Source organism: Vibrio sp. V10_P2A27P122 (assembly GCF_963874335.1).
Classification (GTDB): domain Bacteria; phylum Pseudomonadota; class Gammaproteobacteria; order Enterobacterales; family Vibrionaceae; genus Vibrio; species Vibrio anguillarum.
This window is the reverse complement of the sequence record NZ_CAWNHY010000111.1, coordinates 13,828-40,358: the sequence shown is the minus strand read 5'-3', so window position 1 is coordinate 40,358 and position 26,531 is coordinate 13,828. Positions and strand designations below refer to the sequence as shown.

Below are 26,531 nucleotides of genomic sequence, written 5' to 3'. Positions count from 1 at the left end.
AGAATAAATATGGCAATGAAACAGATCCTTTTCGCGACACTATTGGCAACCAGCCTCTCAGCACATAGTGCCGAGAATTTCGTAGTGCAGGATATTCAAATTGAAGGGCTTCAACGCGTTGCGCTCGGCGCCGCATTGCTTAAAATGCCCGTTCGAATTGGCGATACCGTTGATGCACAAGATGTCGCGGATATTATCAAAGCACTTTACACTTCGGGCAACTTTGAAGACATCAAAGTATTACGAGACAACAACGTTCTGATCGTTCAGGTGAAAGAACGTCCAACCATTGCAAGTGTTTCCTTCTCTGGAAATAAAGCGATCAAAGAAGAGCAGTTGCAGCAGAATCTTGATGCATCCAATATCCGCATCGGTGAGGCGCTTGATCGTACGACCTTGAGCAACATTGAAAAGGGGTTGGAAGATTTTTACTACAGCGTGGGTAAGTACAACGCGACCGTAAAAGCGGTGGTAACACCTTTACCTCGCAACCGTGCTGACCTTAAATTTGTGTTCAGTGAAGGGGTTTCTGCGAAAATTCAGCAAATCAACTTTATTGGCAATGAAGTGTTTAGTGACCAAGATTTACTGTCACGCTTCAATTTGAATGTCGATGTGGCGTGGTGGAATTTCCTCTCTGATGATAAATACCAAAAGCAGGTCTTAGCCGCTGATATTGAAGCTTTGCGCTCTTTCTACCTCGACCGTGGCTACTTAAAGTTTCAAGTCGATTCCACGCAAGTTGCTATTTCTCCTGATAAAAAAGGCGTTTATATCACTTTAGGCATTAGCGAAGGTCAGCCTTATAAAATCAAAGACGTTAAATTCCGCGGAGAGCTGATTGGCAAAGAGGCTGAATTTACCGCTTTGATCCCGTTTGAAGCCGAGGAAACCTATAACGGCTCACTGGTGACCAAGCTTGAAGAAGATGTAAAACGAGTATTGGGTGAAGCTGGCTATGCTTATCCTCAAGTTCGAACCATCCCAGAATTTAATGATGAAACGCAAGAAGTTTCCTTGGTTGTCCATGTGGAAGCGGGTAAGCGTATCTATGTCCGTGATATTCGCTTTGTCGGTAATAACTCAACCAAAGATGAAGTTTTGCGCCGCGAAATGCGTCAAATGGAAGGCAGTTGGCTGAGCTCTAAAGCGATTGATACGGGTAAGAGCCGTTTGAACCGTCTTGGCTTCTTTGAAACAGTGGATGTGCAAACCGTACGTGTACCTGGTAGTGAAGACCAAGTCGATCTGGTGTACAACGTGAAAGAGGCCAACTCAGGTAGTGTTAACTTTGGTGTCGGTTATGGTACAGAATCAGGCGTGAGTTTTCAGGTTGGTTTACAACAAGACAACTTCATTGGTTCAGGTAATCGAGTTGGCATCAATGCCATGATGAACGACTATCAAAAGAACATCAGTTTAGATTACCGTGATCCCTATTGGAACCTTGATGGTGTCAGTTTGGGTGGTAAGATTTTCTATAACCAGTTTGAGGCTTCTGAAGCTGGTATTGTTGATTATACCAATGAAAGTTACGGCACAAGTTTAACGTGGGGTTTCCCATTTGACGAATTAAACCGTTTTGACCTCGGTATCGGTTACACGCACAACAAGATCGGTAATATCGATGAGTATGTGCAAGTTAGTCAGTTCTTACAGTCTCAAGCGAGTAATCGTAGCGATGATGGCAGTTTGATCACCAATGATTTTGACGTCAACATCTCATGGACGCGCAATAATTTAAACCGAACCATTTTCCCAACGGCGGGGAATCACCAACGCGCTTTCTACAAGATGACAGTGCCGGGCTCAGACGTAAAGTATTTCAAAGCGCAGTACGATGTCCGCCAGTATTTCCCATTAACCAAAAAACATGAGTTTTCACTCTTGCTAAGAGGACGCTTAGGGTATGGTAATGGTTACGGGAAAACGGATGGTAACGATAACTTGTTCCCATTTTATGAAAACTATTATGCAGGTGGCTTTACCACGTTACGTGGTTTTGGCTCTAACTCGGCTGGACCGAAAGCGATTTATAACGATGCGACAGGCTGTAATGGCAATAATGGTGGCAACAACCGCTGCTATAGCGCAACAGATGACTCTGTCGGTGGTAACGCGGTTGCGCTGGCCAGCGTAGAGCTGATTGTACCGACGCCATTTGCCTCTGATGAAACTCGTAGCCAAATTCGCACCAGCATCTTCTTCGATATGGCCAGCGTTTGGGATACAGAGTTCGATTACAAAGATGGGAAACTCGGTTATGGTGATCAGTATTATTACGATTACTCAGATCCAATGAATTACCGTTCCTCTTATGGTGCGGCACTACAGTGGATGTCACCTATGGGGCCATTGGTATTTTCAATTGCCAAACCTATTAAAATTTATGAAGGTGATAATGAAGAGTTCTTCACTTTCACGATCGGCAGAACATTCTAATTAGAGGAAAGTATTTTGAAAAAAGCGATTCAAGCGGCAGGATTGGGCCTAGTTGTACTGAGTTCATCATTTTTTGCGCAAGCCGCTGAGGCGGCGCAGAAAGTAGGTTACATTAATACCGCGCAAGTATTCCAAGCATTACCTCAACGAGAAGTTGTGCTGCAAAAATTACAAGAAGAGTTTAAAGATAAAGGGGCAGAGCTACAGTCAATTCAAGCTGAAGCAAAAACCAAAATTGAAAAACTTAAACGTGATGGCGAACTGCTAGGTCAAGATGAGATCGAGAAGCTGCGTATTGAAATTGGTCAATTAGACAGCAAGTACAAAATCAAAGCGCAAGCGTTAGAGCAAGCCTCAGCGCGTCGTGAGAGTGAAGAGAAGCAAAAACTCTTCATGGTGATTCAAGACGCTGTGAAGAAAGTTGCGGAAAAAGAAGGTTATGACATCGTTGTTGACGTGCAAGCTATGCAATATGGTAAGCCGGACTACAACCTATCAGAGAAAGTAATTAAACAACTAAAATAATATTATTATGGCAAAACTGACTTTAGCCGAATTGGCAACCATCACTGGGGGAGAGCTGTTTGGTGATGGCTCTGCGACAGTTTCCGCTGTCGCACCTATGGATAAGGCGCAGGAAGGTTACGTAACTTTCCTCTCTAATCCCAAATATAACAAACACCTTGGTCAATGCCGCGCAACGGTGATTATGGTCAAGGCTAGTGAACGTGAATTGTGTACAACCAATGTATTGGTCGTCGCTGACCCATACGTTGCTTTTGCAAAGGTGGCGCAAGCGCTGGACACGACACCGCGACCTGCGAGTGATATCAGCTCTTCTGCGGTTGTTGCACCGGATGCCCAGCTAGGGCAGAACGTTTCTATTGGTGCAAACGCGGTCATTGAGACGGGCGTGCAACTGGGCGATAACGTCTCCATTGGTGCTGGCTGTTTCATCGGTAAAAACGCCAAAATTGGCGCTAACACCCAGTTGTGGGCAAATGTCAGCGTTTACCACGAAGTGGAAATTGGCTCGGCGTGCCTTATTCAGTCAGGTGCCGTGATTGGTTCTGATGGTTTTGGCTATGCCAATGAGAAAGGTGAGTGGATTAAAATTCCGCAAATTGGCACAGTCCGGATCGGTAATCGAGTTGAAATCGGTGCCTGCACGACAATTGATCGTGGCGCATTAGATGACACGATTATTGAAGATAACGTCATTCTCGATAACCAATTACAGATTGCACATAACGTCTGTATTGGCTATGGCACTGCAATTGCTGGCGGTACCATCATTGCTGGCAGCACCCACATAGGCAAATATTGCATTATTGGTGGCGGTGCGGTGATCAATGGCCATATCGAGATTGTCGATGGGGTCACTATTACTGGCATGGGGATGGTGATGCGTAGCATCACCGAGAAAGGCATGTTCTCTTCTGGTATTCCGTTGCAACCGAACAAAGAATGGCGTAAAACTGCCGCTCGCGTTCACCGTATCGAAGATATGCACAAGCGACTTAAAGCACTTGAAAAGTACTTAGAGCAGGAAGCGGAATCCTAATTCTACTTTTTCCCGATTAGGCTCGCCAATTGCGAGTCTTTTTCGTCTATAATGCCAAATAATTTTTGAAAGTTTTACTGTATAGGAATATGACTTTGACGACTGAAACGAAAACGATGCACATCACTGAAATTCAGAGGCTGCTTCCTCACCGTTACCCATTTCTGTTGATTGACCGTGTAATTGACTTTGAAGAAGGCAAATACCTTGTTGGCTTGAAAAATGTGTCAGTTAATGAACCTCAGTTCACTGGTCATTTTCCGCAGTTACCTATTTTTCCAGGTGTGCTGATTTTAGAAGCAATGGCACAAGCAACGGGCCTATTAGCATTCAAAACCTTTGGTGCACCGAAAGATAACGAATTGTATTACTTTGCTAGTATTGATAATGCGAAGTTTCGTAAACCTGTAGGCCCTGGCGACCAACTGATCATCGAAGTGCAGTTTATTAAAGAGCGTCGTGGTATTGCGTTGTTTAATGGCGTAGCGAAAGTTGATGGTGAGGTTGTGTGTTCAGCTGAAATGAAATGTGCTCGTAGAGAGTTTTAATATGATTCATGAAACTGCACAAATCCACCCAAGTGCGGTGGTTGAAGATGGCGCTACCATCGGAGCTAACGTCACTGTTGGTCCATTTACTTACATCACCTCTGGGGTAAGCATTGGCCAAGGTACGGAAGTGATGTCGCATGTGGTCATCAAAGGAAACACCGTCATTGGTGAAGAGAACCGGATTTTCCCTCACGCCGTCATTGGCGAAGAGAACCAAGATAAGAAGTATGGTGGTGAAGATACGCGAGTTGTCATTGGTGATCGCAATGTTATTCGTGAAGCGGTGCAAATTCACCGTGGTACTATGCAAGATAAAACACAAACAGTTGTTGGCAACGACAACCTATTGTGTGTGAATGCCCATATTGCGCACGATGTGATTGTTGGTAATCATACGCACATTGGTAACAACGCAATTCTTGGCGGCCATGTGACGGTCGGTGACTATGCCGGTGTTATGGCGTTGTCGGCGATTCATCCTTTCTGTAGTGTTGGTGCTTATGCCTATATCGGTGGTTGTTCTGCTGTTGTGCAAGATGTCCCTGCTTACGTGTTAGCACAAGGTAACCATGCTTCACCATTTGGCCTTAACCTTGTTGGTTTGAAGCGAAATGGTTTTGAAAAAGCCGAAATTCGCGCGCTACAAAAAGCGTATAAAGAAATTTACCGATCAGGTAAAACGCAAGCAGAGGTCTTACCTATATTGGTTGAGATGGCGAAAGAGTACCCATCGATTCAGCGTTTTACTGATTTACTAGAAAAAACTGAGCGTGGCATTATTCGTTAGTTCGCCACTGAATTTTGATTAATATCCGAAGATCGCTACTTGTTTAGCGATCTTTTGTCTTTTTGATGCCGCATAACGGCTGAGCGGATTCTGTTAGGAAACGATATGCACTCACATGAAAATCCCCTAAGAATCGGTATTGTTGCCGGAGAGCTTTCTGGCGATACATTAGGAGAAGGCTTCATTCAAGCCATCAAGCAGCAATACCCCAATGCACAATTTTTCGGTATTGGTGGCCCTAAGATGATTGCTCAAGGTTGTGAATCTTTATTTGACATGGAAGAGCTAGCCGTGATGGGTCTGGTTGAGGTGCTTGGCCGCTTACCGCGTTTACTGAAAGTTAAAGCGCAGTTGGTGAAGTATTTTAAAGCCAATCCGCCGGATGTGTTTGTTGGTATTGATGCACCAGATTTTAATTTACGACTAGAGCTTGATCTCAAAAAAGCGGGCATCAAAACCGTCCACTACGTGAGCCCATCTGTATGGGCATGGCGTCCCAAACGTATTTTTAAAATCGATGCGGCGACCGATCTAGTGTTGGCATTTCTTCCGTTTGAAAAAGCGTTTTACGACAAGTATCAGGTTGCGTGCGAATTTGTCGGCCACACACTGGCCGATGCCATTCCACTGCAACCCGATAAAATCGCCGCTCGTGAACTGTTGAAATTAGAGACAGATAAACAGTGGCTGGCTGTGCTACCCGGTAGCCGAGGGGGAGAAGTCGGTTTAATTGCCAAGCCATTTATTGAAACATGTCGACAAATCAAACAGAAATACCCTGATATTGGTTTTGTGGTAGCCGCCGTCAATCCTAAACGTAAACAGCAGTTTGAAACCATTTGGCAGGAGATCGCCCCAGAGCTCGATTTTGCTATTATTGAAGACACCGCGCGCAATGTCATCACGGCCGCAGATGCTGTGCTACTTGCCTCTGGCACAGTCGCACTGGAATGCATGTTGCTCAAACGGCCGATGGTGGTGGGATACAAAGTGAACTGGCTCACCGGATGGTTGGTTCAGAAGCTTGCGATAACCGAATTTGTTTCACTACCCAATATTTTAGCCGGAGAAGAACTGGTTCCTGAATTCATTCTTGATGAATGCGACCCGCAACATCTGTTTCCTGCGGTCGATAGCATGCTCAGCCGTGATAATTCCTCTTTAATTGAACGTTTTACTGAAATGCATCACTGGATCCGCAAAGGCGCCGATCAAGAAGCTGCCAAAGCGGTTTTAAGCTTGATTAACCATTAACGATTAAAAAGAGCGATTGAAAAATAACGAGAGGAAAATAGACAAGATGGCAGAACAAACACTGACTCCTTTTGAATACCCTAAGGGCTATGTTTTGATTGCAGGAGTGGATGAAGTTGGTCGAGGTCCATTAGTGGGCGACGTAGTGACTGCCGCAGTAATCTTGGATCCGAATAATCCGATTGAAGGTTTAGCCGACTCGAAAAAGTTATCAGAAAAAAAACGCCTAGCGCTTTTTCCTGAAATTCAACAAAAGGCGCTCGCTTGGTCTGTTGGCCGCTGTTCACCAGCTGAAATTGATGAGCTTAATATTCTTCAAGCGACGATGGTGGCGATGCAACGCGCGATTGCAGGTCTAGCGATTCAACCTGATTTGGCTTTAATTGATGGCAACCGTGTCCCACAATTACCGATGCATGGTATCGCAGTCGTCAAGGGTGATATGCGTGTGGCGCAAATCAGCGCCGCCTCAATCATTGCTAAAGTGGTACGCGATAAAGAGATGGAAGCGCTCGATAAATTGTACCCACAATTTGGCTTTGCTCAACATAAGGGCTATCCAACTAAAGCGCATTTTGCCGCGATCGAACAACATGGCGTCATTGCAGAGCACCGTAAAAGCTTTAAGCCAGTGAAACGCGTGCTGGGAATTGACTAATTGCGGGTGTCAGCCACGAGCAGATTCGCGTAGAATAACCGCCAAATCTTGTACCAAACCTAGCATCTAGGATTTTATTGCATGCCAGAACCAAAGTTTGTCCACCTCCGTGTCCACAGCGACTTTTCTATGATCGATGGCTTGTCCAAAGTGCCACCGCTTGTGAAAAAAGTGGCCGAGATGGGGATGCCTGCCGTAGCGTTGACTGACTTCACGAACTTATGTGGTTTGGTCAAATTTTATGGTACCGCTCATAACTGTGGGGTAAAGCCGATTATCGGTGCAGATTTTGTCATGCAATCCGAGGAGTTTGGTGATGAGCTCACCAAGCTGACGGTTCTAGCGAGTGATAATGTTGGTTACAAAAATCTGACCTTACTGATCTCCGATGCTTATCTACGCGGTCATGTGCAACACCTACCTGTGATTGATAAAGCGTGGCTAGTGAAATATGCCGAAGGCTTGATTGTGCTTTCGGGTGGAAAAAGTGGTGAAATAGGCAAAGCACTGCTTAAAGGTAATCAGGCATTAGTCGATAAATGTGTCGAGTTTTATCAAACTCATTTTGTCGATCGTTTTTACCTTGAATTGACTCGCACAGGGCGAGCCGACGAAGAGAGCTATCTGCACTTTGCTCTAGAATTGGCTGAAAATAACGATCTGCCCGTCGTTGCAACCAATGAAGTGGTGTTTCTCAGCGAAGAGTTTTTTGAAGCGCATGAAATTCGAGTAGCGATTCATGATGGCTACACCATGGAAGATCCTCGTCGGCCAAAAAATTACAGCCCACAGCAATATTTGCGCACCGAAGCGGAAATGTGTGAGCTGTTTGCCGACATTCCTGAAGCGCTGCAAAACAGTGTTGAGATTGCCAAACGGTGTAATGTTACCGTCCGTTTGGGGGAATATTTCTTGCCCGCCTTTCCAACGGAAGGAATGAAAGAAACCGAATACTTGGTGATGAAATCACAAGAAGGCCTTGAAGAGCGTCTTGAATTTCTGTTCCCCGATCCTGATGTTCGCGCACAACGTCGCCCTGAATATGATGAACGGCTGCAAATTGAGCTCGAAGTGATTAATAACATGGGGTTCCCCGGTTATTTCTTGATTGTGATGGAGTTCATCCAGTGGTCAAAAGATAACGATATTCCGGTGGGACCGGGGCGCGGATCGGGTGCGGGTTCATTGGTGGCTTACGCGCTCAAAATTACCGATTTAGATCCACTACAATATGATTTACTTTTCGAACGTTTTTTGAACCCAGAACGGGTCTCAATGCCTGATTTTGACGTCGATTTCTGTATGGATAAACGTGACCAAGTTATTGATCACGTTGCTGAAATGTATGGTCGTGATGCGGTATCACAGATCATCACCTTTGGTACTATGGCTGCCAAAGCGGTCATTCGTGACGTGGGACGCGTGCTTGGTCATCCGTTTGGATTTGTCGACCGCATTTCAAAGCTTATTCCACTAGATCCAGGAATGACACTCGAAAAGGCGTTTAAGGCTGAACCCGCGTTACCTGAGCTGTACAACAATGACGAAGACGTCAAAGAGCTGATTGATAAGTGCCGAATTCTAGAAGGTTGCACGCGTAACGCTGGTAAGCATGCGGGTGGGGTAGTGATCTCCCCAACCACAATTACCGACTTTTCGCCGATTTATGCGGATGCTGAAGGGCATTTCCCCGTTACTCAATTTGATAAGAACGATGTTGAAACCGCAGGCTTAGTCAAGTTTGACTTCTTAGGTCTACGTACCTTAACCATTATCGATTGGGCACTAGGGCTGATTAACCCGCGCTTACAACGAGAAGGCAAAGAGCCCGTTCGTATTGAAGCTATCCCGTTAGAAGACCCAGTTTCATTTCGTGTATTGCAAAATTCTGAAACCACGGCGGTATTCCAGTTAGAATCGCGCGGCATGAAAGATCTGATCAAACGTCTCCAGCCAGACTGCTTCGAAGATATCATTGCACTAGTGGCCCTGTTTCGCCCAGGGCCTTTGCAATCGGGGATGGTGGATAACTTTATCGACCGTAAACATGGCCGAGAGGCGATCTCCTACCCAGATGAAAAATGGCAACATGAGTCATTAAAAGAAATTCTAGACCCAACCTACGGCATCATCTTGTACCAAGAGCAAGTGATGCAGATCGCCCAAGTCCTAGCCGGATACACACTAGGCGGCGCGGATATGCTGCGCCGTGCGATGGGTAAGAAAAAGCCAGAAGAGATGGCCAAGCAGCGGGCGATTTTTGAAGAAGGTTCGATAAAAAACGGCGTGGATGGCGAATTGTCGATGAAAATCTTCGACTTAGTAGAAAAATTCGCCGGTTACGGGTTTAACAAATCGCACTCTGCGGCTTATGCTCTGGTTTCTTATCAAACCTTATGGTTAAAAACCCACTACCCAGCCGAATTTATGGCGGCAGTAATGACGGCCGACATGGACAACACCGAAAAGGTGGTTGGCTTAGTGGATGAATGTTTACGCATGAATCTTAAAGTGTTACCACCGGATATTAACGCCGGCTTGTACCGCTTTAACGTCGATGAAAATGGCGCGATTGTCTATGGTATTGGCGCGATCAAAGGTGTGGGTGAAGGGCCGATTGAAGCGATTTTAGAAGCGCGCACAGCAGGCGGCCATTTTAAAGATTTGTTTGATTTTTGCGCCAGAATTGATCTGAAAAAAGTCAATAAGCGTGTGATTGAAAAGCTTATTTATGCGGGTGCTTTGGATCGTTTAGGCCCACACCGTGCTGCAATGATGGCCTCATTAAATGATGCTGTGAAAGCGGCCAGCCAATTCCACCAAGCTGAAGCCTTTGGTCAGGTTGATATGTTTGGTGTATTGACTGATGCGCCAGAAGAAGTAGAACATAAATATACGCAAGTCCCCGAGTGGCCTGAGAAAGTTTGGCTTGAAGGTGAGCGCGATACATTAGGCCTTTATTTGACCGGGCATCCAATAAACGCACATATTAAGGAACTTGCGAAGTACACCAGTTGTCGACTAAAAGATGCCACGCCAACGCGACGCGATCAATCCGTCACTTTAGCGGGGTTAGTGATTGCTGCTAAAGTCATGACCACCAAGCGTGGCACGCGGATTGGCATCATGACGTTAGATGATCGTTCAGGACGTATGGAAGTGATGTTATTCTCTGATGCGTTAGAGCGGTATGCAGAGCTGTTAGAAAAAGATAGAATTTTAGTGATTTCTGGACAGGTCAGCTTTGATGACTTCAATGGTGGCCTTAAAATGTCGGCGCGCGAAGTCATGGACTTGGGCAGTGCGCGTGAAAAATATGCCCGTGGCTTGTCGATATCGATTGAACAATCACAGATAGACAGCCAGTTTTTTGAGCGCTTTAGTCAGATCTTAGAGCCTCACCGAGCAGGGACTATACCTGTCAATGTATACTACCAACGCGCAGAGGCGAGAGTGCGACTCACTCTTGGTACGCAGTGGCGTGTAACCCCAAGTGATACATTGTTAGACGAATTGAAACAGCTACTTGGCAAAGATCAGGTAGAACTCGAATTTAACTAAAATTTGGCGTCAAATATGTTGAACGCTGAGTATAAAAGGATCGGTAGATGAGCCTAAATTTTCTAGAATTTGAAAAACCAATTGCTGAACTTGAGGCTAAAATTCAGGCGCTACGCGACGTGTCTCGCCATGGTGGTGATAAGTCCGTTGATCTCGACAAAGAGATCGAACAGCTAGAAAAGAAAAGCTTAGAGCTTAAGAAGAAAATCTTTGGTGATTTAGGGGCATGGCAAGTGGCTCAATTGGCACGCCATCCACAACGCCCTTACACGCTTGATTACATCAACCATGTCTTCACTGAGTTTGACGAGTTGGCTGGTGATCGCGCTTTTGCTGATGACAAAGCGATTGTCGGCGGCATTGCTCGTTTAGAAGGACGTCCGGTGATGGTGATTGGTCACCAAAAAGGACGTGAAACGAGAGAGAAAGTAAGACGTAACTTCGGAATGCCAAAACCAGAAGGTTATCGTAAAGCACTGCGTTTAATGAAAATGGCTGAACGTTTTGGCATGCCTATTATTACCTTCATTGATACCGCAGGTGCTTATCCTGGTGTTGGCGCTGAAGAACGTGGCCAATCTGAAGCGATTGCTACAAACCTAAAAGTGATGTCAGGCTTGAAAGTGCCTGTAATTTGTAATGTTGTTGGTGAAGGTGGCTCTGGTGGTGCTTTGGCGATTGGCGTGGGTGACTACGTGAACATGCTGCAATATTCCACTTACGCGGTAATTTCGCCAGAAGGGTGTGCTTCAATCTTGTGGCGAGATTCAGATAAAGCGCCGCAAGCGGCTGAAGCGATGGGCTTAGTCGCTCCTCGCTTAAAAGAGCTTGAGCTGATTGATGAAATTATCGAAGAACCATTAGGTGGCGCGCATCGCGATCCAATACAAATGGCCGCCAACATGAAAGCAACACTGCTAAAACAGCTTGCTGATTTAGAGCCGCTGAATGAAGAAGCATTATTGGCTCGTCGTTATCAACGTTTGATGAACTACGGCTACTGCTAAATAGCAGAGCGGACAATAAATAAAAAGGGTTGGATTCTGTCCAGCCCTTTTTTATCAGCCCGATTTCAGGACTGGTTTGCTTGGCGCGTTTCAAGGTAAACTGGCACCAATTCCTCTTAGCACTGAAAACCCATGTCTGAACTTTATTCGCTATTTTCACACGTTATCAATCGTCATCGCTTAGCAAGCAGCCAATTGGTCTTGGGTTTTAGTGGTGGCATGGACTCGCGGGTGATGCTTGAACTATTGGCGCAATATCGTGCCGAAACCTCCTGTGAGTGCTGCGCTGTTTATGTTCATCATGGATTAAGTCAACATGCCGATGAGTGGGCCAAACAGTGCCAGCGCTGGGCCCAACACGCCGCGATCCCTTTTTTTATTGAACGGGTGCAACTCGATACCGCTAGCGGTGAAAGTTTGGAGTCATTGGCGCGTACGGCGCGTTACCAAGTTTTAGCGAAATACATTAACACTGACGATTTGTTGCTAACTGGACAGCATAGCGATGATCAGATCGAGACATTTTTGCTCGCGTTAAAGCGTGGTAGTGGACCCAAAGGACTCTCTTCGATGGCACAAGCGATGCCATTTGGCGCGGGGAAAATCGTCCGTCCTTTGCTTGCGGCGACTCGCGTACAGATCGAAAGCTTTGCCATAACCCAGAATTTGGATTGGGTCGAGGACGAAAGCAACCAAGATACCCGTTTTGATCGTAATTTTATCCGCCATCACATCACGCCAGTTCTTACGCGGCGCTGGCCGCATATTCACCAAGCGGTTGCTCGTAGTGCGACATTGTGTGCTCAGCAGCAGGTGTTGCTTGAAGAGCTGCTACAAGAGGCAATGCAAGAGGCAAAGATGCCTGATGGCAGTTTATCAATTACCGCGCTTTCTCATCGCAGCGAATTAGCACGCTATCAATTGCTAAGAATGTGGCTTGCTCAATTGGGGGAGCCAATGCCGACTCAAGAACATTTAGCGATGATTTGGCAACAAGTGGCGTCTGCGCGTATTGATGCGAATCCTCGTCTTAAACTAGGGCAAAGTGAGATCCGCCGCTTTGACCAAAAGCTATATTGCATCCAAACTTATCAAGACATTTCAGATTGGCAGGCGATGATTGTGCCCGATCAATCATTAACCTTGCCTGATGGACTAGGTAATCTGAGGTTATCGTCTCATGGTGCTAGCAAGGGAATAGCCTTGCCTGATGATTGCCATCAATTAAGCGTTACGTTTAATCCTGAAGGGCTGGCAGCATGTCCTGTCGGACGAGTGGGAAGTCGAAAGCTAAAAAAATTGTTCCAAGAGCATGGTGTGCCGAGTTGGTTACGACGAAGAACGCCAATATTGATGCATCGGAATCAAGTGGTTGCGATTGCAAATTTATTTGTTGATCGTGACTTCAGTGGGCAAGATTGTGAACTCATCTGGGACAAATGAACGCTTTTCATGCAAAATTCGTATAAAACATACCATGAATATGGACATAAAGGTGGAGCAATGAAAAAAGTCGCGATTGGAATAGTTATGGGTTTTACGTTGTTAGCGGGAAGCGCGTTTGCTGGAGACCCAGCCGCAGGTCAAGCCAAAGCGGCTATCTGCGCGGCGTGTCACGGCGCAGACGGGATTGCCCTTATTCCGGGATATCCAAATCTAAAAGGGCAAAATGAGCAATACCTTATCTCATCAGTTAAAGCCTACAAGAATAAAGAGCGTAATGGTGGTTTAGCCGTCGTAATGCAAGCGCAAGCGGCAATGCTCAGTGATGCCGATATTGAAAACTTAGCGGCCTATTTCGCAAGTCTTAAGTAAATGACAGTGAACGGGTTTCAATCAGCCCAAGCGTTGCTTGGGCTTTTTATTGATTGTTTTTTTTTGCTAGCAGATAATGCCACCAATTGACGAAAGTGTAAGGGATGAACATGAAAAAAATCGAAGCCATTATTAAGCCATTTAAACTTGATGACGTCCGCGAAGCGTTAGCTGAAGTCGGGATCACGGGTATGACTGTTTCTGAAGTAAAAGGATTTGGTCGTCAGAAAGGGCATACTGAATTGTACCGTGGCGCTGAGTACATGGTGGATTTTTTACCTAAAGTGAAGCTTGAAATTGTGGTGACTGACGATGTCGCTGATCGCTGCGTTGACACCATTATTGAGACGGCGCAAACGGGAAAAATTGGTGATGGTAAAATTTTCATTACCAATATTGAACGAGTGGTACGAATTCGTACCGGTGAAGAAGACGAAGACGCTATTTAGCTGTACACCGAGAAGAAGGGAGCCAATGGCTCCTTTTTTGTCTCTTTATTTATTAATGCATCCCTACCAATTTTGTTGAACGTTATGAAAAGAAAATATCTGCTTGTTTTGCCGCTGTTGCTGATTACCGCGGCTGTGGTTAGTTTTTTCTCTATTTTTACTATTCCTTCAACGCCGCAATTGTTGACTATTGATGGGAAAAACGCTTCATCTCCACTGATTTGTTACGATAATCCAAACGCTCGCGCAATTGATGTGCGTGGTCAGCTTAATGTACTGGTTTGGAATATCTATAAACAAAATAGAGCAACATGGCAAAGTGAGCTGGATAAATTCAGCCAAGATGCCCAATTGGTGTTGCTACAAGAAGCGAGCATGACCTTGTCATTGAAAGAGTGGATCAGCCAAAAGCAGTGGGGGGGGACGCAAGCGGATGCTTTTCGTATTTTTGGTGAATCAGCCGGAGTGTTAAATCTTGGCAAGCAGATGCCAGTATTAGCGTGTGCTTACACCGAATTAGAGCCTTGGTTGCGCTTACCAAAATCGGCGATTTACGCCCTATATCGTTTAAGTGATGGTCAGACTCTGGCGGTTGTAAACCTGCATGCAGTGAACTTTACCTATGGAACGCAAGAGTATACCAATCAGCTGGAAGCGTTACTCGTTCAATTAAAAACACATCAAGGGCCGGTGATTGTCGGTGGCGATTTTAATAGCTGGAGTCAAGCAAGAATGGACACATTAACCACTGCATTAAATCGTGTGGGTTTGAAGGACGTGTCGTTCGAACCCGATCACCGTGTTCAGTTTGTGACGGGCTTGGTGCTTGATCATCTTTTTTATCGTGGTTTAACACTGCTCAATGCAAAAGCGCCCGTAACGGACGCTTCTGATCATAACCCACTATTGGCGAGTTTTAGTTTATAACCACTTTCTAACTGATGGCGATGTACAGCGCCCAAATCAGGTAATAGCCAATCCAAGGCAGCGCCGAAATCACCAGAGCTTGGCCGCGTTCCAGCTCTGTCCATGCGCCCACCGCCGCGTAGCCAAGTACGATGTACCAAGGCAAAAGCAGTGGGAAGGAGCTGGCAAATTGAGACCAATCATTAGTCAGTGGCAACTTAATTAGGCCATTTAAACTATTAAGGTCAGCAGCGTAAGTCATCACGTGGCCATGTTTGAGTAATAAGCTCGCGTAACTGGCGAGATCGCCCAACACGGCTGGGAAAGTGATGACAGCACTTGCGGCAAACCAACGCCAGAAACCGTGCTGATGTTGGCTCTGCTTGGTCGCCAAATTGAACCACAATGCCAACATGAAAATCGTTAGCGTGCGGCCTACCACATCACTGATAATTTCGCTTGCCATCAAGGTGTTGGCATCTAACATTTCAAGCTGAGCGGGGTTGATCATAGCCAACTGCGCCGAGAGCCCAGCTTTTAACCATTCAAGGTTAACCACGTCAAAATAAGCCCCCCAAAATAGAAAGGGACTCAGGATTAAAAAGAGATAAGGTTGCCAACCCCACATGCCGCGTTGATAAAGGGCTAAAAAACAAGACGTGGGGGAACGGAAAATATCCACCAACATGATTAACGGGTTACTGGAAGGATTCATACACTGACCTTAGTGACATCGACGTAGAGCTTGAGTTTTTGACCCGGCTTTAAGTACTTTTGGTTTGCAAGCTCGTTCCATTTTACAATGTCGAGGCTTTTGACTTTAAACTTATTAGCGATGGCGCTGAGTGTATCGCCGCTACGCACTTGATAAAAGACGGTGCGAATGATGGCACCCTCACTGCTATTTTTCCAAATGACCAGTGTTTGGCCAATCTTCAATGTGTCTCTTGGCCCCATACCGTTCCATTTTGCTAAGGACTGATGGGAAACATTGTGCTGTTTGGCAATGCTCCATAAGCTATCACCTTTGGCTACCGTATGAGACAGCTTATACTGACCACGGGCCATCGCTTGCGTTTTTGCCAAGCGGTTACTGGCACTGAGTGCGTATGCTTTTTCGTCTTTTACGGATGTTGGGATCATTAAATACTGCCCAACGCGAATGACGTTGCCATTGAGATTGTTGGCCGTCTGAATCACTTTGCTGGTGGTATTGTGCTGTTGAGCAATCACACTCAAGCTATCGCCGGATTTTACCTTGTAGCGTACTAACTTCATCCCCTTACCGCGATTCTCTTCAACTTTCTGAGCAAAGCGTTCCACTTTATCTACTGGGATAAGCAGTTGATGAGGTCCCGTCGGCGAGGTCGCCCATTGATTGTAAGCTGGGTTGTAACTTTGCAACTCTTTCACGCTCATTCCGGCGTAATTGGCGGCAATGGCAAGATCAAGCTGTTCTTGAGGGTCGACTAACGTTAACACTGGTTTGTTAGCAATCTCTGGGATTTCAATGCCATATTTTTCTTGATTGGCAACAATATCGGCCAGTGCGAGTAATTTAGGGACGTAGCCTGTGGTTTCATCGGGTAAATCGAGTGAGAAAAAGTCGGTTGGTTTACCAGCCTTGTGATTTTTACGAATCGCGCTAGAGATCCGCCCACCACCGCTATTATAGGCGGCAATCGCATGGCTCCAATCACCATCAAAACGCTTATTTAATGCAGTGAGATAATCCAAAGCAGCATCGGTGGCGGCGTCTACATCTCGTCTTCCGTCATACCAAAAATTTTGCTCTAGGCCATACATCTCTCCCGTGCTCGGCACAAATTGCCACAGCCCCGCAGCGCTACCGTGTGAGTAGGCAAAGGCATCAAACGAGCTTTCAACAATAGGTAAGAGTGCTAACTCAAGTGGTAAGCCGCGCTGCTCAATTTTCTCAGTGATAAGGTAAAGAAATGGCTTTGCTCGCTCGGCAACAGTTTGTAGGTGATTAGGGTGTTTAAGATACCAAGTTCGATAATAATTCACTGATTTATGATCTGGGATATCCATCGACAACTGCATTGCGATGCGCTGCCATACGTCCGCTTGCTCTTGTGGAGTGATCACTTTCGGCGTTGTATTTTTTGCAGATGACGACTTTTGTTTAGCCATCTCTTTTTGTGTCTGAATCTGAGGGCTATTTGCCTCTTTGGCATTTGGCGCTGTTGTTTGGTCTGTTGGCTGAGTGATTTGGCACCCCGCTAACAAGAGCACCATCACCCAGCTAAATTGAAATCGCATCTATCTCAGCCCTTTGACTTAATGGCTGCTGATAATACTTGGCACTTTATTGCTATGACAAGCAGCAAATCGTCAAAATTCGTTCTTCCACTCACGTAACGCGGTAAAAATTGATAGAGGATCGGTTTGTTGAGTACGATTCGCGACGGATTTCATCACACTCTCTTGCTGGGTCCGCAAAAATGGATTGATCCATTTTTCTTGGCGGATCGTGGTCGGTAATGTCGATTTCTGCTGGGCTCGGAGCCGGTTGACGGTATCTCGATACTGTTGAAGTTGGTCATTATCGGGCTCAACGGCTAAAGCAAATGCGACGTTACTTGCGGTATATTCGTGCGCGCAATAGACCTCAGTCTCTTCTGGCAATGCGGCAAGTTTACACAGTGACGTAAACATTTGCTCCATTGTGCCCTCAAAAACACGGCCACACCCTGCGGAGAACAGTACATCTCCACAAAACAGTTTATTGTCACCGACATAGCCTATGTGGCCTTTTGTGTGTCCTGCGAGATCAAGCACCATAAAGATTTCATTGAACAGTTCTAGCTGATCGCCAGCTTCAACCGCGTGCGTTAAGGTAGGAATAGGTTCATGAGCGGGACCAACAACGTTAATGCTGGGAAACTGGCGAACCAGTTCTGCAACACCACCAATGTGATCATGGTGATGGTGGGTAATTAATATTGCTTCGAGCGTTAATTGATGCTTCGAGAGGTACTCAAGCACTGGTGCTGCATCACCGGGATCGACCACAGCACAACGCTGATCGCTATTTTGGATCAGCCAGATGTAATTATCATTAAATGCGGGTATGCTTTTGATCTGTAACATGAGTATCTCCAATCACCGAGGTGAAATAGGTTATCGATGAAGCCAGCGCGTAGCGAAAAAAAATTAGATAAGCCTCATTCTTGGTCCCAACTTAAAAATGGCCAGTGGGTTAGTGATTCTATTCAGACTCGTCTTGATGAATGGTGCTCTAAATTATTTGGCTATCATATGCTTAAGCTCGGTGGTTTGAGTTGTGAGCTTGCCAGTTGCAACTGCAATATTCAACACCAAGTTCATCTTGATATTGAAAACCCACTCCATACGGTGATTGCCGATAGCTACGAACTGCCTTTTCTCGAAAAGAGTTTTGATGTGGCTATTTTAGCGCACCAACTGGATTATTGTGGCGATCCGCACCGTATCTTACGCGAAGTTGATCGCGTGATGATGGATGATGGCTACATCATTATTACGGGGTTTAATCCAATCAGTTTTACGGGGATCGCAAGTTTGATGCCTTGGCGAAAACATAACTTACCTTGGAGCGGTCGTATGTTTACCGCTAACCGGATTAAGGATTGGCTGAGTGTCTTGAACTATCAAGTGATTGACTGTGACCAATATGCCCTTTTTCCGATGCAAAAATATCAACCCATGTGGGCGTGGTTGGAAAATGGTATTGGCGACTGGGCCGCTCCATTTGGTAGCCTGTATTTCATCGTAGCGCGCAAACGTACTTATCCCTTGAAACCGATTAAACCTCATTGGCGTTTTAAACGGCGTCTTTCGCCAGTTAGCCTGAACTACCGTTTATCAACTCAGAACCAAGATAAGACCTGTGACCCTTATTCGGATGCTTGATACCCAATATCGTCTTCGGTTGGATTTTCTGCTGCATTGCGTGCTAATTCATCGCACATTTCATTTTCACGATGACCCGCATGGCCTTTCACCCAGCGCCAGTCAATGGTATGGCGGGCGCTTTCTTTATCGAGTGCTTGCCATAAATCGGCATTCTTCACTGGTTTTTTATCCGATGTTTTCCAACCGCGTTTTTTCCAGTTGTGGATCCACTGAGTAATACCTTGACGAACGTATTGGCTGTCTGTTGTGAGAATAACATTACATGGCTCTTTCAGTGTTTGCAGTGCAACCACTGCCGCTAACATTTCCATTCGGTTGTTAGTTGTGAGTCGGTAGCCTTTGGCTAACGTTTTTTCGGTTTCTTTGTAACGAAGGACAACCCCATAACCACCCGGGCCAGGATTACCTAAGCAAGATCCATCAGTGAAAATTTCCACCTGTTTTGTCATGATTTGATACTATTAGGTTACGCACATTATTGGCATAGTCTGACATACATATCCTTATGAATACTAGCAGCAATTCCCAATCCCAACGTATCGTCGTTCTCGATACGGAAACCACGGGTATGAACCGTGAAGGCGGCCCTCACTATGAAGGACACCGCATTGTTGAAATCGGTGCCGTTGAAATTATCAACCGCAAGCTGACAGGCCGCCACTTCCATGTCTACCTGAAACCCGATCGTGAGATTCAGTTAGAAGCGATCGAGATCCACGGTATTACCGATGAGTTTTTGATGGACAAACCGCAATATCGCGATGTGCATCAAGAGTTTTTAGATTTCATCAAGGGAGCTGAGCTGGTGGCGCACAACGCTCCCTTCGACGTCGGTTTTATGGATTACGAGTTTCGCAAGCTCGACGCTAAAATCGGTAAGACGGAGCAGTATTGCAAAGTGACCGATACGCTTGCTATGGCAAAGCGTATTTTCCCCGGCAAACGCAACAATTTGGATATACTTTGTGATCGTTATGGTATCGATAACTCACATCGTACCTTGCACGGTGCATTGCTTGATGCGGAGATATTAGCGGACGTTTATCTGCTGATGACTGGCGGGCAAACCTCGTTACAGTTCAGTGCCGGAACGCGCAGTGATGGCAGTGTGGGAGGAGAGTCAATAAAACGAGCTGTCGCAGGTCGGAAAAAGCTAAAGGTTTTGCAGGCTTGTGCCGATGAATTACAAGCACACCAAGAAAGATTGGATCTAGTCGAAAAGAGCGGAAGCTGCCTTTGGCGTCAGTAGGAGAAAATATGTTGAGGATAATGGCAGCAGTGATTGCGCTGATGTGGAGTACAGGCGTTTTTGCGGTGAATTCCTCCTCGATGTCGCTGCTCGATAATCGTTTCCGTGTGGATCCAACCATTTCACAAATTACTTTTGTTGTGTATCGCGAAAAGTCATCCCAACCCGTGGTGCTTGTGCGGCCTGATGGTAAGAAATATTACGCTTGGCAACATAGCGATAATGTGCGTTGGTATCAAGAACCCACAATGGATATCATTTCAATTGATAAGCCAATGCCTGGCCCTTGGCAGGCCATAGGCAAGGTTTCCTCACAAAATAGCATCAAGCTTATTTCTCATCTGCAACTTGATACTGATCTGTTTCCTACGCGCTTATACCTTGGTGAAGTGATAAAATTTACCGCGCGATTAACCTCCGACGGTAAGCCTTTATTGTTGAGAGACTTTCTCGATAGAGTCAACTTAAAAGTAACCTTTACTAAATACGTTGAAAATGAAGAAGATCTGATTAAAGAAGCGCGTCCATTACCGGAAGTGATTGGTGAATTTGCCGATGATGGACGTGGTTTAGATGAACAGCCAGGTGATGGCATTTTTACTGTAGCGCTGCCTATCACTCCAATGCCGGGTAAGTATCGCGTTAGGATCACCTCTGGCAACGGCGTGTTTTTACGCGCCCAAGAGCAAGAGGTGCTGGTTTACCCAGCTCCAGTCTCAACCACCTTTATCCAATCTCGTGTTGATGGTGCGCCACATCAAATTGTTTTTTCGGGTGAGCAAGGAATGATAGCCCCAGGCTCCATCGTTGCCCATGTCGAACATGCGAATATTTATGATGATATCTTTATTACTGAGGGGCAGTCAGAAAAAGAGGCGCTAAAGTTAAGTTTAGAAATTCCATACAATGGAGACAACGGTAACTATCGTTGGTCTGGAAAGTTGTATGCGACAGAGCTTGCCAGCCAGCGTCCACTTTACTTCCCGCTTGCTGAGCATACTTACAGCGTGGTTGATGATGTCAACATTGAGGAGACTCGCCGCTTACAGATTGAAGAAGAAATCCAGCAGCGTAAGCTTGAACAAGAGCAGTTGATTATTCAGATGAGAGAGGAAGCAACGAGCCGCAGTATTATGTTCATCGTGATTGGTAATATTGGTGCGATATTGATTGGGCTTTTGGCGTGGTTTGTGATGCGTAAGATTAAAGCGAAAAAGGCGTTGCAACCCGAATTACAGTTGAATATGCCGAAGAAATAACAAGGGATGTTGCCGAGTTGGCAACCTCTTGATTCTGTATTCTAGTCATAGAAAAGGGCGCTTAAAGCGCCCTTTGACATTCAATAGATTGACTTACGCAACATCATTTATTGCCGGATATTGAGGCTTTGCGGCCAGTTCCTGTGGCGCAAAATCATCGACATTAATGGTATACAAACGATGAGCCTCAGCTTCCGTTAATAGCTGTGCTTCTTGTTCGGTTAGAATTTTTTGTTGTAAGCCAATGGTGGCCACTTCATCTAAACGCAAAAATGGACGGCGTTGATTGGTGACGCTGCACACTTTATCGAACAAAGGCTCTGCACGTAAAATGATGTCCAGTGCTTGTTCAATCTTACCCGCCGCATTATGCGCCGTTGGGGCGAGATATTGGTTGCGACCGATGCGTGAACGAGTTTCACTCGGTGTTTGCAGGATCTGCGCAACTTGGCTATCTAATTTATCACTAGGTGCTTTGCGTACTCGACCAATCGGCATCAACAATATACGAAGTACCTTACCAATCGCTTTATTCGGGAAGTTGGCTAAGAATTCATCAATGGCGACTTCCGTCTGCTTCAAACTGTCTTGCAGACCCCAATGAACCAAAGGAAGATCCTCCACGGGACGACCATCATTTTCAAAACGCTTAAGTGTGGCAGAACTGAGGTAGAGTTGGCTCAAAATATCGCCAAGGCGTGCTGACAAGCGCTCTTTACGTTTGAGAGAGCCTCCCAATACAGCCATCGAAATATCAGAAAGCAGTGCTAAGTTAGCGCTGTAACGGTTTAGTTGTTGATAGTAGCGTTTGGTTGCATCATTAGTCGGTGCAGATGAACCCAAACCATCGGTGACACCAAACCAAATACTGCGCACAAGATTACTCATGGTGAAGCTGACGTGACCTGCAAGAGCGGCGTCAAATTTCTCAACGGCATCAGAATCTTGTGAATAAGCGGCGTTCATTTCTTCTAAAACATAAGGATGACAACGGATAGCGCCTTGACCAAAGATGATCATTGAGCGAGTCAGAATATTGGCCCCTTCGACGGTTACGGCAATCGGTGCACCTTGGTAGCTGCGAGCTAAAAAGTTAGCAGGACCAATACAAATGCCTTTCCCGCCCACGATATCCATTGCATCAATAATGCTGCGTTGACCACGGTGGGTACAGTGGTATTTGACTATAGCGGAAATGACCGAGGGTTTTTCGCCCAGATCAATACCAGCTACGGTTAAATTGCTCGCCGCATCCATCACATAAGCGTTACCACCTAAACGTGCTAATGGCTCTTCGACACCTTCCATATGGCCAATTGGTTGCTTAAATTGACGACGAATCCGAGCGTAAGCTCCTGTTGCTAGCGCCGCAGTTTTAATTCCGCCCGTCGAGTTAGAAGGTAACGTAATGCCACGTCCAACCGATAAACACTCTACAAGCATACGCCAGCCTTGTCCTGCCATGCTTGGTCCGCCAATAATGAAATCAAGCGGCACAAATAAGTCGTTAGCACGTGTCGGACCATTTTGGAATGGAACGTTCAATGGCATGTGGCGATTGCCAATTTCAACTCCTTTTAAGTGGGTTGGGATGAGCGCACAAGTGATGCCAAGCTCTGTTTTATCCCCAAGTAAGCCGTCAGGATCGCGCAGTTTGAATGCTAGGCCTAATACGGTTGCAACCGGGGCGAGCGTGATGTAGCGCTTGTTCCACGTTAGGCGCATCCCTAACACTTCTTTTCCTTCCCATTTCCCTTTACATACCACGCCAAAATCAGGAATTGAACCTGCATCGGAACCCGCTTCTGGGCTGGTTAATGCAAAGCAGGGAATCTCTTTACCTTCCGCTAAACGTGGCAGGTAATGGTTTTTCTGATCTTCAGTACCATAATGTTGTAAAAGTTCGCCCGGGCCTAAAGAGTTCGGTACACCAACGGTGGATGAAAGCACTCCAGATACACCCGTTAGCTTTTGTAGCACAATGGATTGTGCATAAGCTGAAAACTCCAAGCCGCCGTATTGTTTTTTAATGATCATGGCGAAGAATTTATGATCTTTTAAATATTGCCAAACCTCAGGAGGTAAGTCGGCTAATTCATGCGTAACTTGATAATCGCTAACCATGGCACACACTTCGTTGGCTGGTCCATCAATAAAGGCTTGCTCTTGTGCACTTAATGTCGGCGCTGCAATTTTGTGTAGTTTGTTCCAGTTCGGTTTGCCTTTAAACAGTTCAGCTTCCCACCAAACGGTTCCTGCATCTAATGCCTCTTTTTCGGTTTGTGACATTGCTGGCAGCACTTTTTTGAACAGTGTTAATGCTTTTTCGCTAATCACGCTTTGACGGATAGAGGGAACGGCTAATAAAGCGATAGCCGCTAAATATAGCAACCATCCAATCACCCCGGTGTAATCCAGCAGGGTAAGAACCACCATGGTTACCGTTAGCGCAACTAATGCGCTAAAAAGTGACATTCGGTGGTAGAGGCACACACCGAACACGGTGAGAAAACCAAGTATAGAGAGCAAGATGTCCATAATTTCATTCCTTTGAGACTGTATTCACGCCATTGCGGCTGATTTTTCTCAGTGCATTGGAAAGTGTTGTTAGTCGTCTCGTTTGTGTAAGTGGTCTAACCAGTGCTAAGTGTAATCAAATTATTAACGAAATGTAAAACCTTGTATTGTTCAAAAAGTGATCCATGTAGGGCAAAACCTCAAAATAAACAACTCATAGAGGGCTTTTGGGAGTGGGAAGCGGGAGAAAACAACAATTCTTGAAGTCGAACTATCGACAGAAAGGATGGTTTGGGTAAACTCAAGCCTGTTACTGGCTCTTGATTGATGGAGCCTATCGGTAAACAGATTAAAAAGAGAATATATCTATGTACCAGGATTTAATTAAAAGTGAATTGACCGAAGCGGCTGACGTGCTAAACAAATTTCTTAATGATGAGCATAACATCGCTCAAATTGAGGCCGCCGCAAAACTGATTGCCGACTCATTTAAGCAAGGCGGAAAAGTGCTCTCTTGCGGTAATGGCGGTTCCCACTGTGATGCAATGCACTTTGCTGAAGAGCTAACGGGGCGCTATCGCGAGAATCGTCCGGGTTATCCTGGTATTGCTATTTCAGATCCAAGCCATTTGTCTTGCGTTAGCAATGATTTTGGTTACGATTTTGTATTCTCTCGCTATGTGGAAGCGGTGGGTTCAAAAGGCGATGTCCTGTTTGGCCTATCGACTTCTGGTAATTCAGGGAACATTTTGAAAGCGATTGAAGCGGCCCAAGCCAAAGGGATGAAGACCATTGCACTGACCGGTAAAGATGGTGGGAAAATGGCAGGTTTAGCGGATATCGAGATTCGTGTCCCGCACTTCGGCTACGCGGATCGTATCCAAGAAATCCATATCAAGATCATCCACATCGTTATCCAACTGATTGAAAAAGAGATGGCGTAAGAAGTTCAACACCGTTCTTTTCTTTTAATGTGTTTGTGGTTGCAAAAGGGAGTGCATTAAACCATGTGTGAATTGCTCGGTATGAGTGCCAATGTGCCGACTGATATTTGCTTTAGTTTTACTGGGTTGATTCAGCGTGGCGGCAACACGGGGCCGCATCGTGATGGTTGGGGAATCACTTTCTATGAAGGGAAGGGGTTTCGTACCTTTAAAGATCCTAACCCTAGCTTTCAGTCAAAAATTGCAGAGCTTGTGCAGAGTTACCCTATAAAAAGTCGGGCAGTGGTTAGCCATATTCGTCAAGCAAATCGGGGTGGGGTGAATTTGGAAAATACTCACCCATTCACTCGAGAATTGTGGGGGAGATATTGGACGTTCGCTCACAATGGACAATTGGCTGATCATCAGCAGCTAGAAACTGGGCGCTATCGCCCTGTTGGTGAAACGGATAGCGAGCAAGCTTTCTGTTGGTTGTTAAAGCAGTTAGAAGCGCGTTATCCTGAACCGCCTCAAGATATGCTCAGCATGTTTCAATTCGTTGCGAAGTGTTGCGATCAACTTAAGCAGCAAGGTGTGTTTAATATGCTACTTTCTGACGGTGAGTTTGTGGTGACCTATTGCACGAATCATCTGTACTGGATTACTCGACGCGCCCCCTTTGGGAAAGCAAGTTTACTTGATGAAGATGTCGAGATTAACTTCCAAGAAGAAACAACGCCTGATGATGTTGTGTCAGTGATTGCGACTCAGCCACTGACGGGAAATGAAACTTGGCAACGAATGAAGCCAGGCGAATATGCGATTTTCCATTATGGCGAATACGTTGATGGCAATGCGCAGTCCTTAGCTGACATTCCGTTTGCCGCGGCAAAGCCAGGCTGCCAAGCACCTATTTAAGGTTTTTATTCTTAAGCTTGTTCTATTTACTGCTGTTTGAATTGTATTTGAGATGACAATAAAAAAGGTTGCTGTTGAGGCAACCTTTTTCGCACTATTTAGAGATACGATTTATTCATCGAAAGCATAACCATGCATGCCAAGTAATTGGCCATCTAAATAGGCTTTACCTTCACGCATTTCCAAGCGTCCTTCAACGAACCATTGTGCCACTAGTGGGTAAATTCGATACTCTTGAGCTTGGACACGTTGAGTCAAAATCTCAACGGTATCTTCATCAAAAATAGGCACTTTTGCTTGTAGAATTACTGGGCCACCATCAAGTTGTTCAGTCACAAAATGCACACTGGTGCCGTGCTCTTCATCACCTGCGTGAATCGCGCGTTGGTAGGTATTCAACCCAGGATATTTAGGAAGTAAAGAAGGATGAATATTGAGCATCCGTCCTAAATAGTGACGCACAAACTCACCACTCAGAATACGCATGTAGCCAGCAAGAATGATTAAGTCAGGCGCGTATTGGTCAATTTTCTCCATCAATACCGCATCAAACGCATCTCGCGTGTCAAAGGCATTTGGGTCAATATGCACCGCCGCCGCACCTGCTTTTTTAGCTCGTTCTAAGCCATAAGCAGTTGCTTTGTTTGAAAAAACAGCCGTTACTTTGCCATCTTTAATTTTCGTTTCACACGCATCAAGGATAGCCTGTAAGTTGGTGCCATTTCCTGAAACTAAAACAACAATACTTTTCAT

At 45.7% G+C, this 26,531-nt stretch carries 24 protein-coding genes; 18 read left to right on the top strand and 6 right to left on the bottom strand.

What is annotated here, in order from left to right:
* Nucleotides 1-9 precede the first annotated feature (9 nt).
* The 13 genes from bamA (at nucleotide 10) to AACQ17_RS05900 (ending at nucleotide 15,015) form a co-directional block, all read left to right on the top strand.
* Nucleotides 10-2,442 (top strand): outer membrane protein assembly factor BamA, encoded by a 2,433-nt coding sequence (bamA, locus tag AACQ17_RS05960; RefSeq protein WP_017046601.1) that lies wholly within the window; start codon nucleotides 10-12, stop codon nucleotides 2,440-2,442.
* Nucleotides 2,443-2,457: 15 nt separating this feature from the next.
* Nucleotides 2,458-2,967 (top strand): OmpH family outer membrane protein, encoded by a 510-nt coding sequence (locus AACQ17_RS05955; protein ID WP_013856212.1) that lies wholly within the window; start codon nucleotides 2,458-2,460, stop codon nucleotides 2,965-2,967.
* Between the two features lie 7 nt (nucleotides 2,968-2,974).
* The gene (lpxD, locus tag AACQ17_RS05950) at nucleotides 2,975-4,006 is read left to right on the top strand and encodes a UDP-3-O-(3-hydroxymyristoyl)glucosamine N-acyltransferase (RefSeq protein ID WP_017046602.1); all 1,032 of its coding nucleotides are present in this window, start codon (nucleotides 2,975-2,977) and stop codon (nucleotides 4,004-4,006) included.
* A 116-nt stretch (nucleotides 4,007-4,122) separates the two neighbouring features.
* Nucleotides 4,123-4,554, top strand: coding sequence for a 3-hydroxyacyl-ACP dehydratase FabZ (gene fabZ, locus AACQ17_RS05945; RefSeq protein ID WP_026027636.1), 432 nt, complete (start codon nucleotides 4,123-4,125; stop codon nucleotides 4,552-4,554).
* A 1-nt stretch (nucleotide 4,555) separates the two neighbouring features.
* On the top strand, nucleotides 4,556-5,344 hold the full coding sequence (gene lpxA / locus AACQ17_RS05940; protein WP_026027915.1) for an acyl-ACP--UDP-N-acetylglucosamine O-acyltransferase: 789 nt from the start codon (nucleotides 4,556-4,558) through the stop codon (nucleotides 5,342-5,344).
* Nucleotides 5,345-5,449: 105 nt separating this feature from the next.
* On the top strand, nucleotides 5,450-6,598 hold the full coding sequence (lpxB, locus tag AACQ17_RS05935) for a lipid-A-disaccharide synthase (RefSeq protein WP_094147258.1): 1,149 nt from the start codon (nucleotides 5,450-5,452) through the stop codon (nucleotides 6,596-6,598).
* Nucleotides 6,599-6,644: 46 nt separating this feature from the next.
* Entirely contained in the window at nucleotides 6,645-7,256 is a 612-nt protein-coding gene (gene rnhB / locus AACQ17_RS05930; RefSeq protein ID WP_026027914.1) for a ribonuclease HII, read from the top strand.
* An 81-nt stretch (nucleotides 7,257-7,337) separates the two neighbouring features.
* The gene (dnaE, locus tag AACQ17_RS05925; protein WP_094132465.1) at nucleotides 7,338-10,817 is read left to right on the top strand and encodes a DNA polymerase III subunit alpha; all 3,480 of its coding nucleotides are present in this window, start codon (nucleotides 7,338-7,340) and stop codon (nucleotides 10,815-10,817) included.
* A gap of 47 nt (nucleotides 10,818-10,864) precedes the next feature.
* Nucleotides 10,865-11,824, top strand: a complete 960-nt coding sequence (gene accA / locus AACQ17_RS05920) for an acetyl-CoA carboxylase carboxyl transferase subunit alpha (RefSeq protein WP_013856219.1) — start codon at nucleotides 10,865-10,867, stop codon at nucleotides 11,822-11,824.
* 132 nt (nucleotides 11,825-11,956) lie between these two features.
* Complete coding sequence (tilS, locus tag AACQ17_RS05915; RefSeq protein WP_094147257.1) at nucleotides 11,957-13,267, top strand: tRNA lysidine(34) synthetase TilS; 1,311 nt, start codon at nucleotides 11,957-11,959, stop codon at nucleotides 13,265-13,267.
* Nucleotides 13,268-13,327: 60 nt separating this feature from the next.
* Nucleotides 13,328-13,639, top strand: coding sequence for a c-type cytochrome (locus tag AACQ17_RS05910; RefSeq protein WP_026027913.1), 312 nt, complete (start codon nucleotides 13,328-13,330; stop codon nucleotides 13,637-13,639).
* 110 nt (nucleotides 13,640-13,749) lie between these two features.
* A complete protein-coding gene (glnB, locus tag AACQ17_RS05905) occupies nucleotides 13,750-14,088 on the top strand; it encodes a nitrogen regulatory protein P-II (RefSeq protein WP_010320105.1) in 339 nt (112 codons plus the stop codon).
* A gap of 84 nt (nucleotides 14,089-14,172) precedes the next feature.
* Entirely contained in the window at nucleotides 14,173-15,015 is an 843-nt protein-coding gene (locus tag AACQ17_RS05900) for an endonuclease/exonuclease/phosphatase family protein (RefSeq protein ID WP_026028527.1), read from the top strand.
* A 7-nt stretch (nucleotides 15,016-15,022) separates the two neighbouring features.
* On the opposite strand, the gene AACQ17_RS05895 is transcribed toward AACQ17_RS05900, so the two are convergent.
* From AACQ17_RS05895 to gloB, 3 genes are all read right to left on the bottom strand, one after another.
* A complete protein-coding gene (locus AACQ17_RS05895) occupies nucleotides 15,023-15,709 on the bottom strand; it encodes a YIP1 family protein (RefSeq protein WP_013856224.1) in 687 nt (228 codons plus the stop codon).
* A complete protein-coding gene (locus AACQ17_RS05890; protein WP_094147543.1) occupies nucleotides 15,706-17,277 on the bottom strand; it encodes a lytic transglycosylase in 1,572 nt (523 codons plus the stop codon). Before AACQ17_RS05890 ends, AACQ17_RS05895 begins: the two co-directional genes overlap by 4 nt.
* A gap of 72 nt (nucleotides 17,278-17,349) precedes the next feature.
* Entirely contained in the window at nucleotides 17,350-18,108 is a 759-nt protein-coding gene (gloB, locus tag AACQ17_RS05885) for a hydroxyacylglutathione hydrolase (RefSeq protein ID WP_026028526.1), read from the bottom strand.
* Between the two features lie 36 nt (nucleotides 18,109-18,144).
* Here gloB and AACQ17_RS05880 point away from each other — a divergent pair, with 36 nt between their 5' ends.
* Nucleotides 18,145-18,909, top strand: coding sequence for a class I SAM-dependent methyltransferase (locus tag AACQ17_RS05880; protein ID WP_094147544.1), 765 nt, complete (start codon nucleotides 18,145-18,147; stop codon nucleotides 18,907-18,909).
* Here the strand turns inward: AACQ17_RS05880 and rnhA are convergent.
* Nucleotides 18,894-19,361, bottom strand: a complete 468-nt coding sequence (gene rnhA / locus AACQ17_RS05875; protein ID WP_013856228.1) for a ribonuclease HI — start codon at nucleotides 19,359-19,361, stop codon at nucleotides 18,894-18,896. The two genes, AACQ17_RS05880 and rnhA, sit on opposite strands and share 16 nt — an antisense overlap.
* Nucleotides 19,362-19,417: 56 nt before the next feature.
* Here rnhA and dnaQ point away from each other — a divergent pair, with 56 nt between their 5' ends.
* Nucleotides 19,418-20,161 carry a DNA polymerase III subunit epsilon gene (gene dnaQ / locus AACQ17_RS05870; protein WP_013856229.1) on the top strand — a complete coding sequence of 248 codons (744 nt, stop codon included), beginning with the start codon at nucleotides 19,418-19,420 and terminating at the stop codon, nucleotides 20,159-20,161.
* 8 nt (nucleotides 20,162-20,169) lie between these two features.
* Nucleotides 20,170-21,420 (top strand): TIGR03503 family protein, encoded by a 1,251-nt coding sequence (locus AACQ17_RS05865; RefSeq protein ID WP_026029156.1) that lies wholly within the window; start codon nucleotides 20,170-20,172, stop codon nucleotides 21,418-21,420.
* 93 nt (nucleotides 21,421-21,513) lie between these two features.
* On the opposite strand, the gene fadE is transcribed toward AACQ17_RS05865, so the two are convergent.
* The gene (gene fadE, locus AACQ17_RS05860) at nucleotides 21,514-23,958 is read right to left on the bottom strand and encodes an acyl-CoA dehydrogenase FadE (protein ID WP_094147545.1); all 2,445 of its coding nucleotides are present in this window, start codon (nucleotides 23,956-23,958) and stop codon (nucleotides 21,514-21,516) included.
* Between the two features lie 347 nt (nucleotides 23,959-24,305).
* On the opposite strand from fadE, the gene lpcA reads away from it, so the two are divergent.
* Nucleotides 24,306-24,881, top strand: coding sequence for a D-sedoheptulose 7-phosphate isomerase (lpcA, locus tag AACQ17_RS05855; protein ID WP_010320095.1), 576 nt, complete (start codon nucleotides 24,306-24,308; stop codon nucleotides 24,879-24,881).
* A gap of 63 nt (nucleotides 24,882-24,944) precedes the next feature.
* A complete protein-coding gene (locus AACQ17_RS05850; RefSeq protein WP_010320094.1) occupies nucleotides 24,945-25,778 on the top strand; it encodes a class II glutamine amidotransferase in 834 nt (277 codons plus the stop codon).
* Nucleotides 25,779-25,889: 111 nt separating this feature from the next.
* Here the strand turns inward: AACQ17_RS05850 and purN are convergent, their stop codons facing one another.
* Complete coding sequence (purN, locus tag AACQ17_RS05845; protein ID WP_017047307.1) at nucleotides 25,890-26,531, bottom strand: phosphoribosylglycinamide formyltransferase; 642 nt, start codon at nucleotides 26,529-26,531, stop codon at nucleotides 25,890-25,892.

Excerpts from the sequence above, each read along its gene's own strand:
- AACQ17_RS05895 (WP_013856224.1), bottom strand. The coding sequence starts at position 15,709 with ATGAATCCTTCCAGTAACCCGTTAATCATGTTGGTGGATATTTTCCGT.
- AACQ17_RS05910 (WP_026027913.1), top strand. The coding sequence starts at position 13,328 with ATGAAAAAAGTCGCGATTGGAATAGTTATGGGTTTTACGTTGTTAGCG.
- fadE (WP_094147545.1), bottom strand. The coding sequence starts at position 23,958 with ATGGACATCTTGCTCTCTATACTTGGTTTTCTCACCGTGTTCGGTGTG.
- fabZ (WP_026027636.1), top strand. The coding sequence starts at position 4,123 with ATGCACATCACTGAAATTCAGAGGCTGCTTCCTCACCGTTACCCATTT.
- rnhA (WP_013856228.1), bottom strand. The coding sequence starts at position 19,361 with ATGACAAAACAGGTGGAAATTTTCACTGATGGATCTTGCTTAGGTAAT.
- lpcA (WP_010320095.1), top strand. The coding sequence starts at position 24,306 with ATGTACCAGGATTTAATTAAAAGTGAATTGACCGAAGCGGCTGACGTG.
- accA (WP_013856219.1), top strand. The coding sequence starts at position 10,865 with ATGAGCCTAAATTTTCTAGAATTTGAAAAACCAATTGCTGAACTTGAG.
- AACQ17_RS05880 (WP_094147544.1), top strand. The coding sequence starts at position 18,145 with ATGAAGCCAGCGCGTAGCGAAAAAAAATTAGATAAGCCTCATTCTTGG.
- gloB (WP_026028526.1), bottom strand. The coding sequence starts at position 18,108 with ATGTTACAGATCAAAAGCATACCCGCATTTAATGATAATTACATCTGG.
- lpxD (WP_017046602.1), top strand. The coding sequence starts at position 2,975 with ATGGCAAAACTGACTTTAGCCGAATTGGCAACCATCACTGGGGGAGAG.
- AACQ17_RS05850 (WP_010320094.1), top strand. The coding sequence starts at position 24,945 with ATGTGTGAATTGCTCGGTATGAGTGCCAATGTGCCGACTGATATTTGC.
- dnaE (WP_094132465.1), top strand. The coding sequence starts at position 7,338 with ATGCCAGAACCAAAGTTTGTCCACCTCCGTGTCCACAGCGACTTTTCT.
- rnhB (WP_026027914.1), top strand. The coding sequence starts at position 6,645 with ATGGCAGAACAAACACTGACTCCTTTTGAATACCCTAAGGGCTATGTT.
- tilS (WP_094147257.1), top strand. The coding sequence starts at position 11,957 with ATGTCTGAACTTTATTCGCTATTTTCACACGTTATCAATCGTCATCGC.
- purN (WP_017047307.1), bottom strand. The coding sequence starts at position 26,531 with ATGAAAAGTATTGTTGTTTTAGTTTCAGGAAATGGCACCAACTTACAG.
- bamA (WP_017046601.1), top strand. The coding sequence starts at position 10 with ATGGCAATGAAACAGATCCTTTTCGCGACACTATTGGCAACCAGCCTC.
- AACQ17_RS05865 (WP_026029156.1), top strand. The coding sequence starts at position 20,170 with ATGTTGAGGATAATGGCAGCAGTGATTGCGCTGATGTGGAGTACAGGC.
- dnaQ (WP_013856229.1), top strand. The coding sequence starts at position 19,418 with ATGAATACTAGCAGCAATTCCCAATCCCAACGTATCGTCGTTCTCGAT.
- AACQ17_RS05900 (WP_026028527.1), top strand. The coding sequence starts at position 14,173 with ATGAAAAGAAAATATCTGCTTGTTTTGCCGCTGTTGCTGATTACCGCG.
- glnB (WP_010320105.1), top strand. The coding sequence starts at position 13,750 with ATGAAAAAAATCGAAGCCATTATTAAGCCATTTAAACTTGATGACGTC.
- AACQ17_RS05890 (WP_094147543.1), bottom strand. The coding sequence starts at position 17,277 with ATGCGATTTCAATTTAGCTGGGTGATGGTGCTCTTGTTAGCGGGGTGC.
- lpxB (WP_094147258.1), top strand. The coding sequence starts at position 5,450 with ATGCACTCACATGAAAATCCCCTAAGAATCGGTATTGTTGCCGGAGAG.
- lpxA (WP_026027915.1), top strand. The coding sequence starts at position 4,556 with ATGATTCATGAAACTGCACAAATCCACCCAAGTGCGGTGGTTGAAGAT.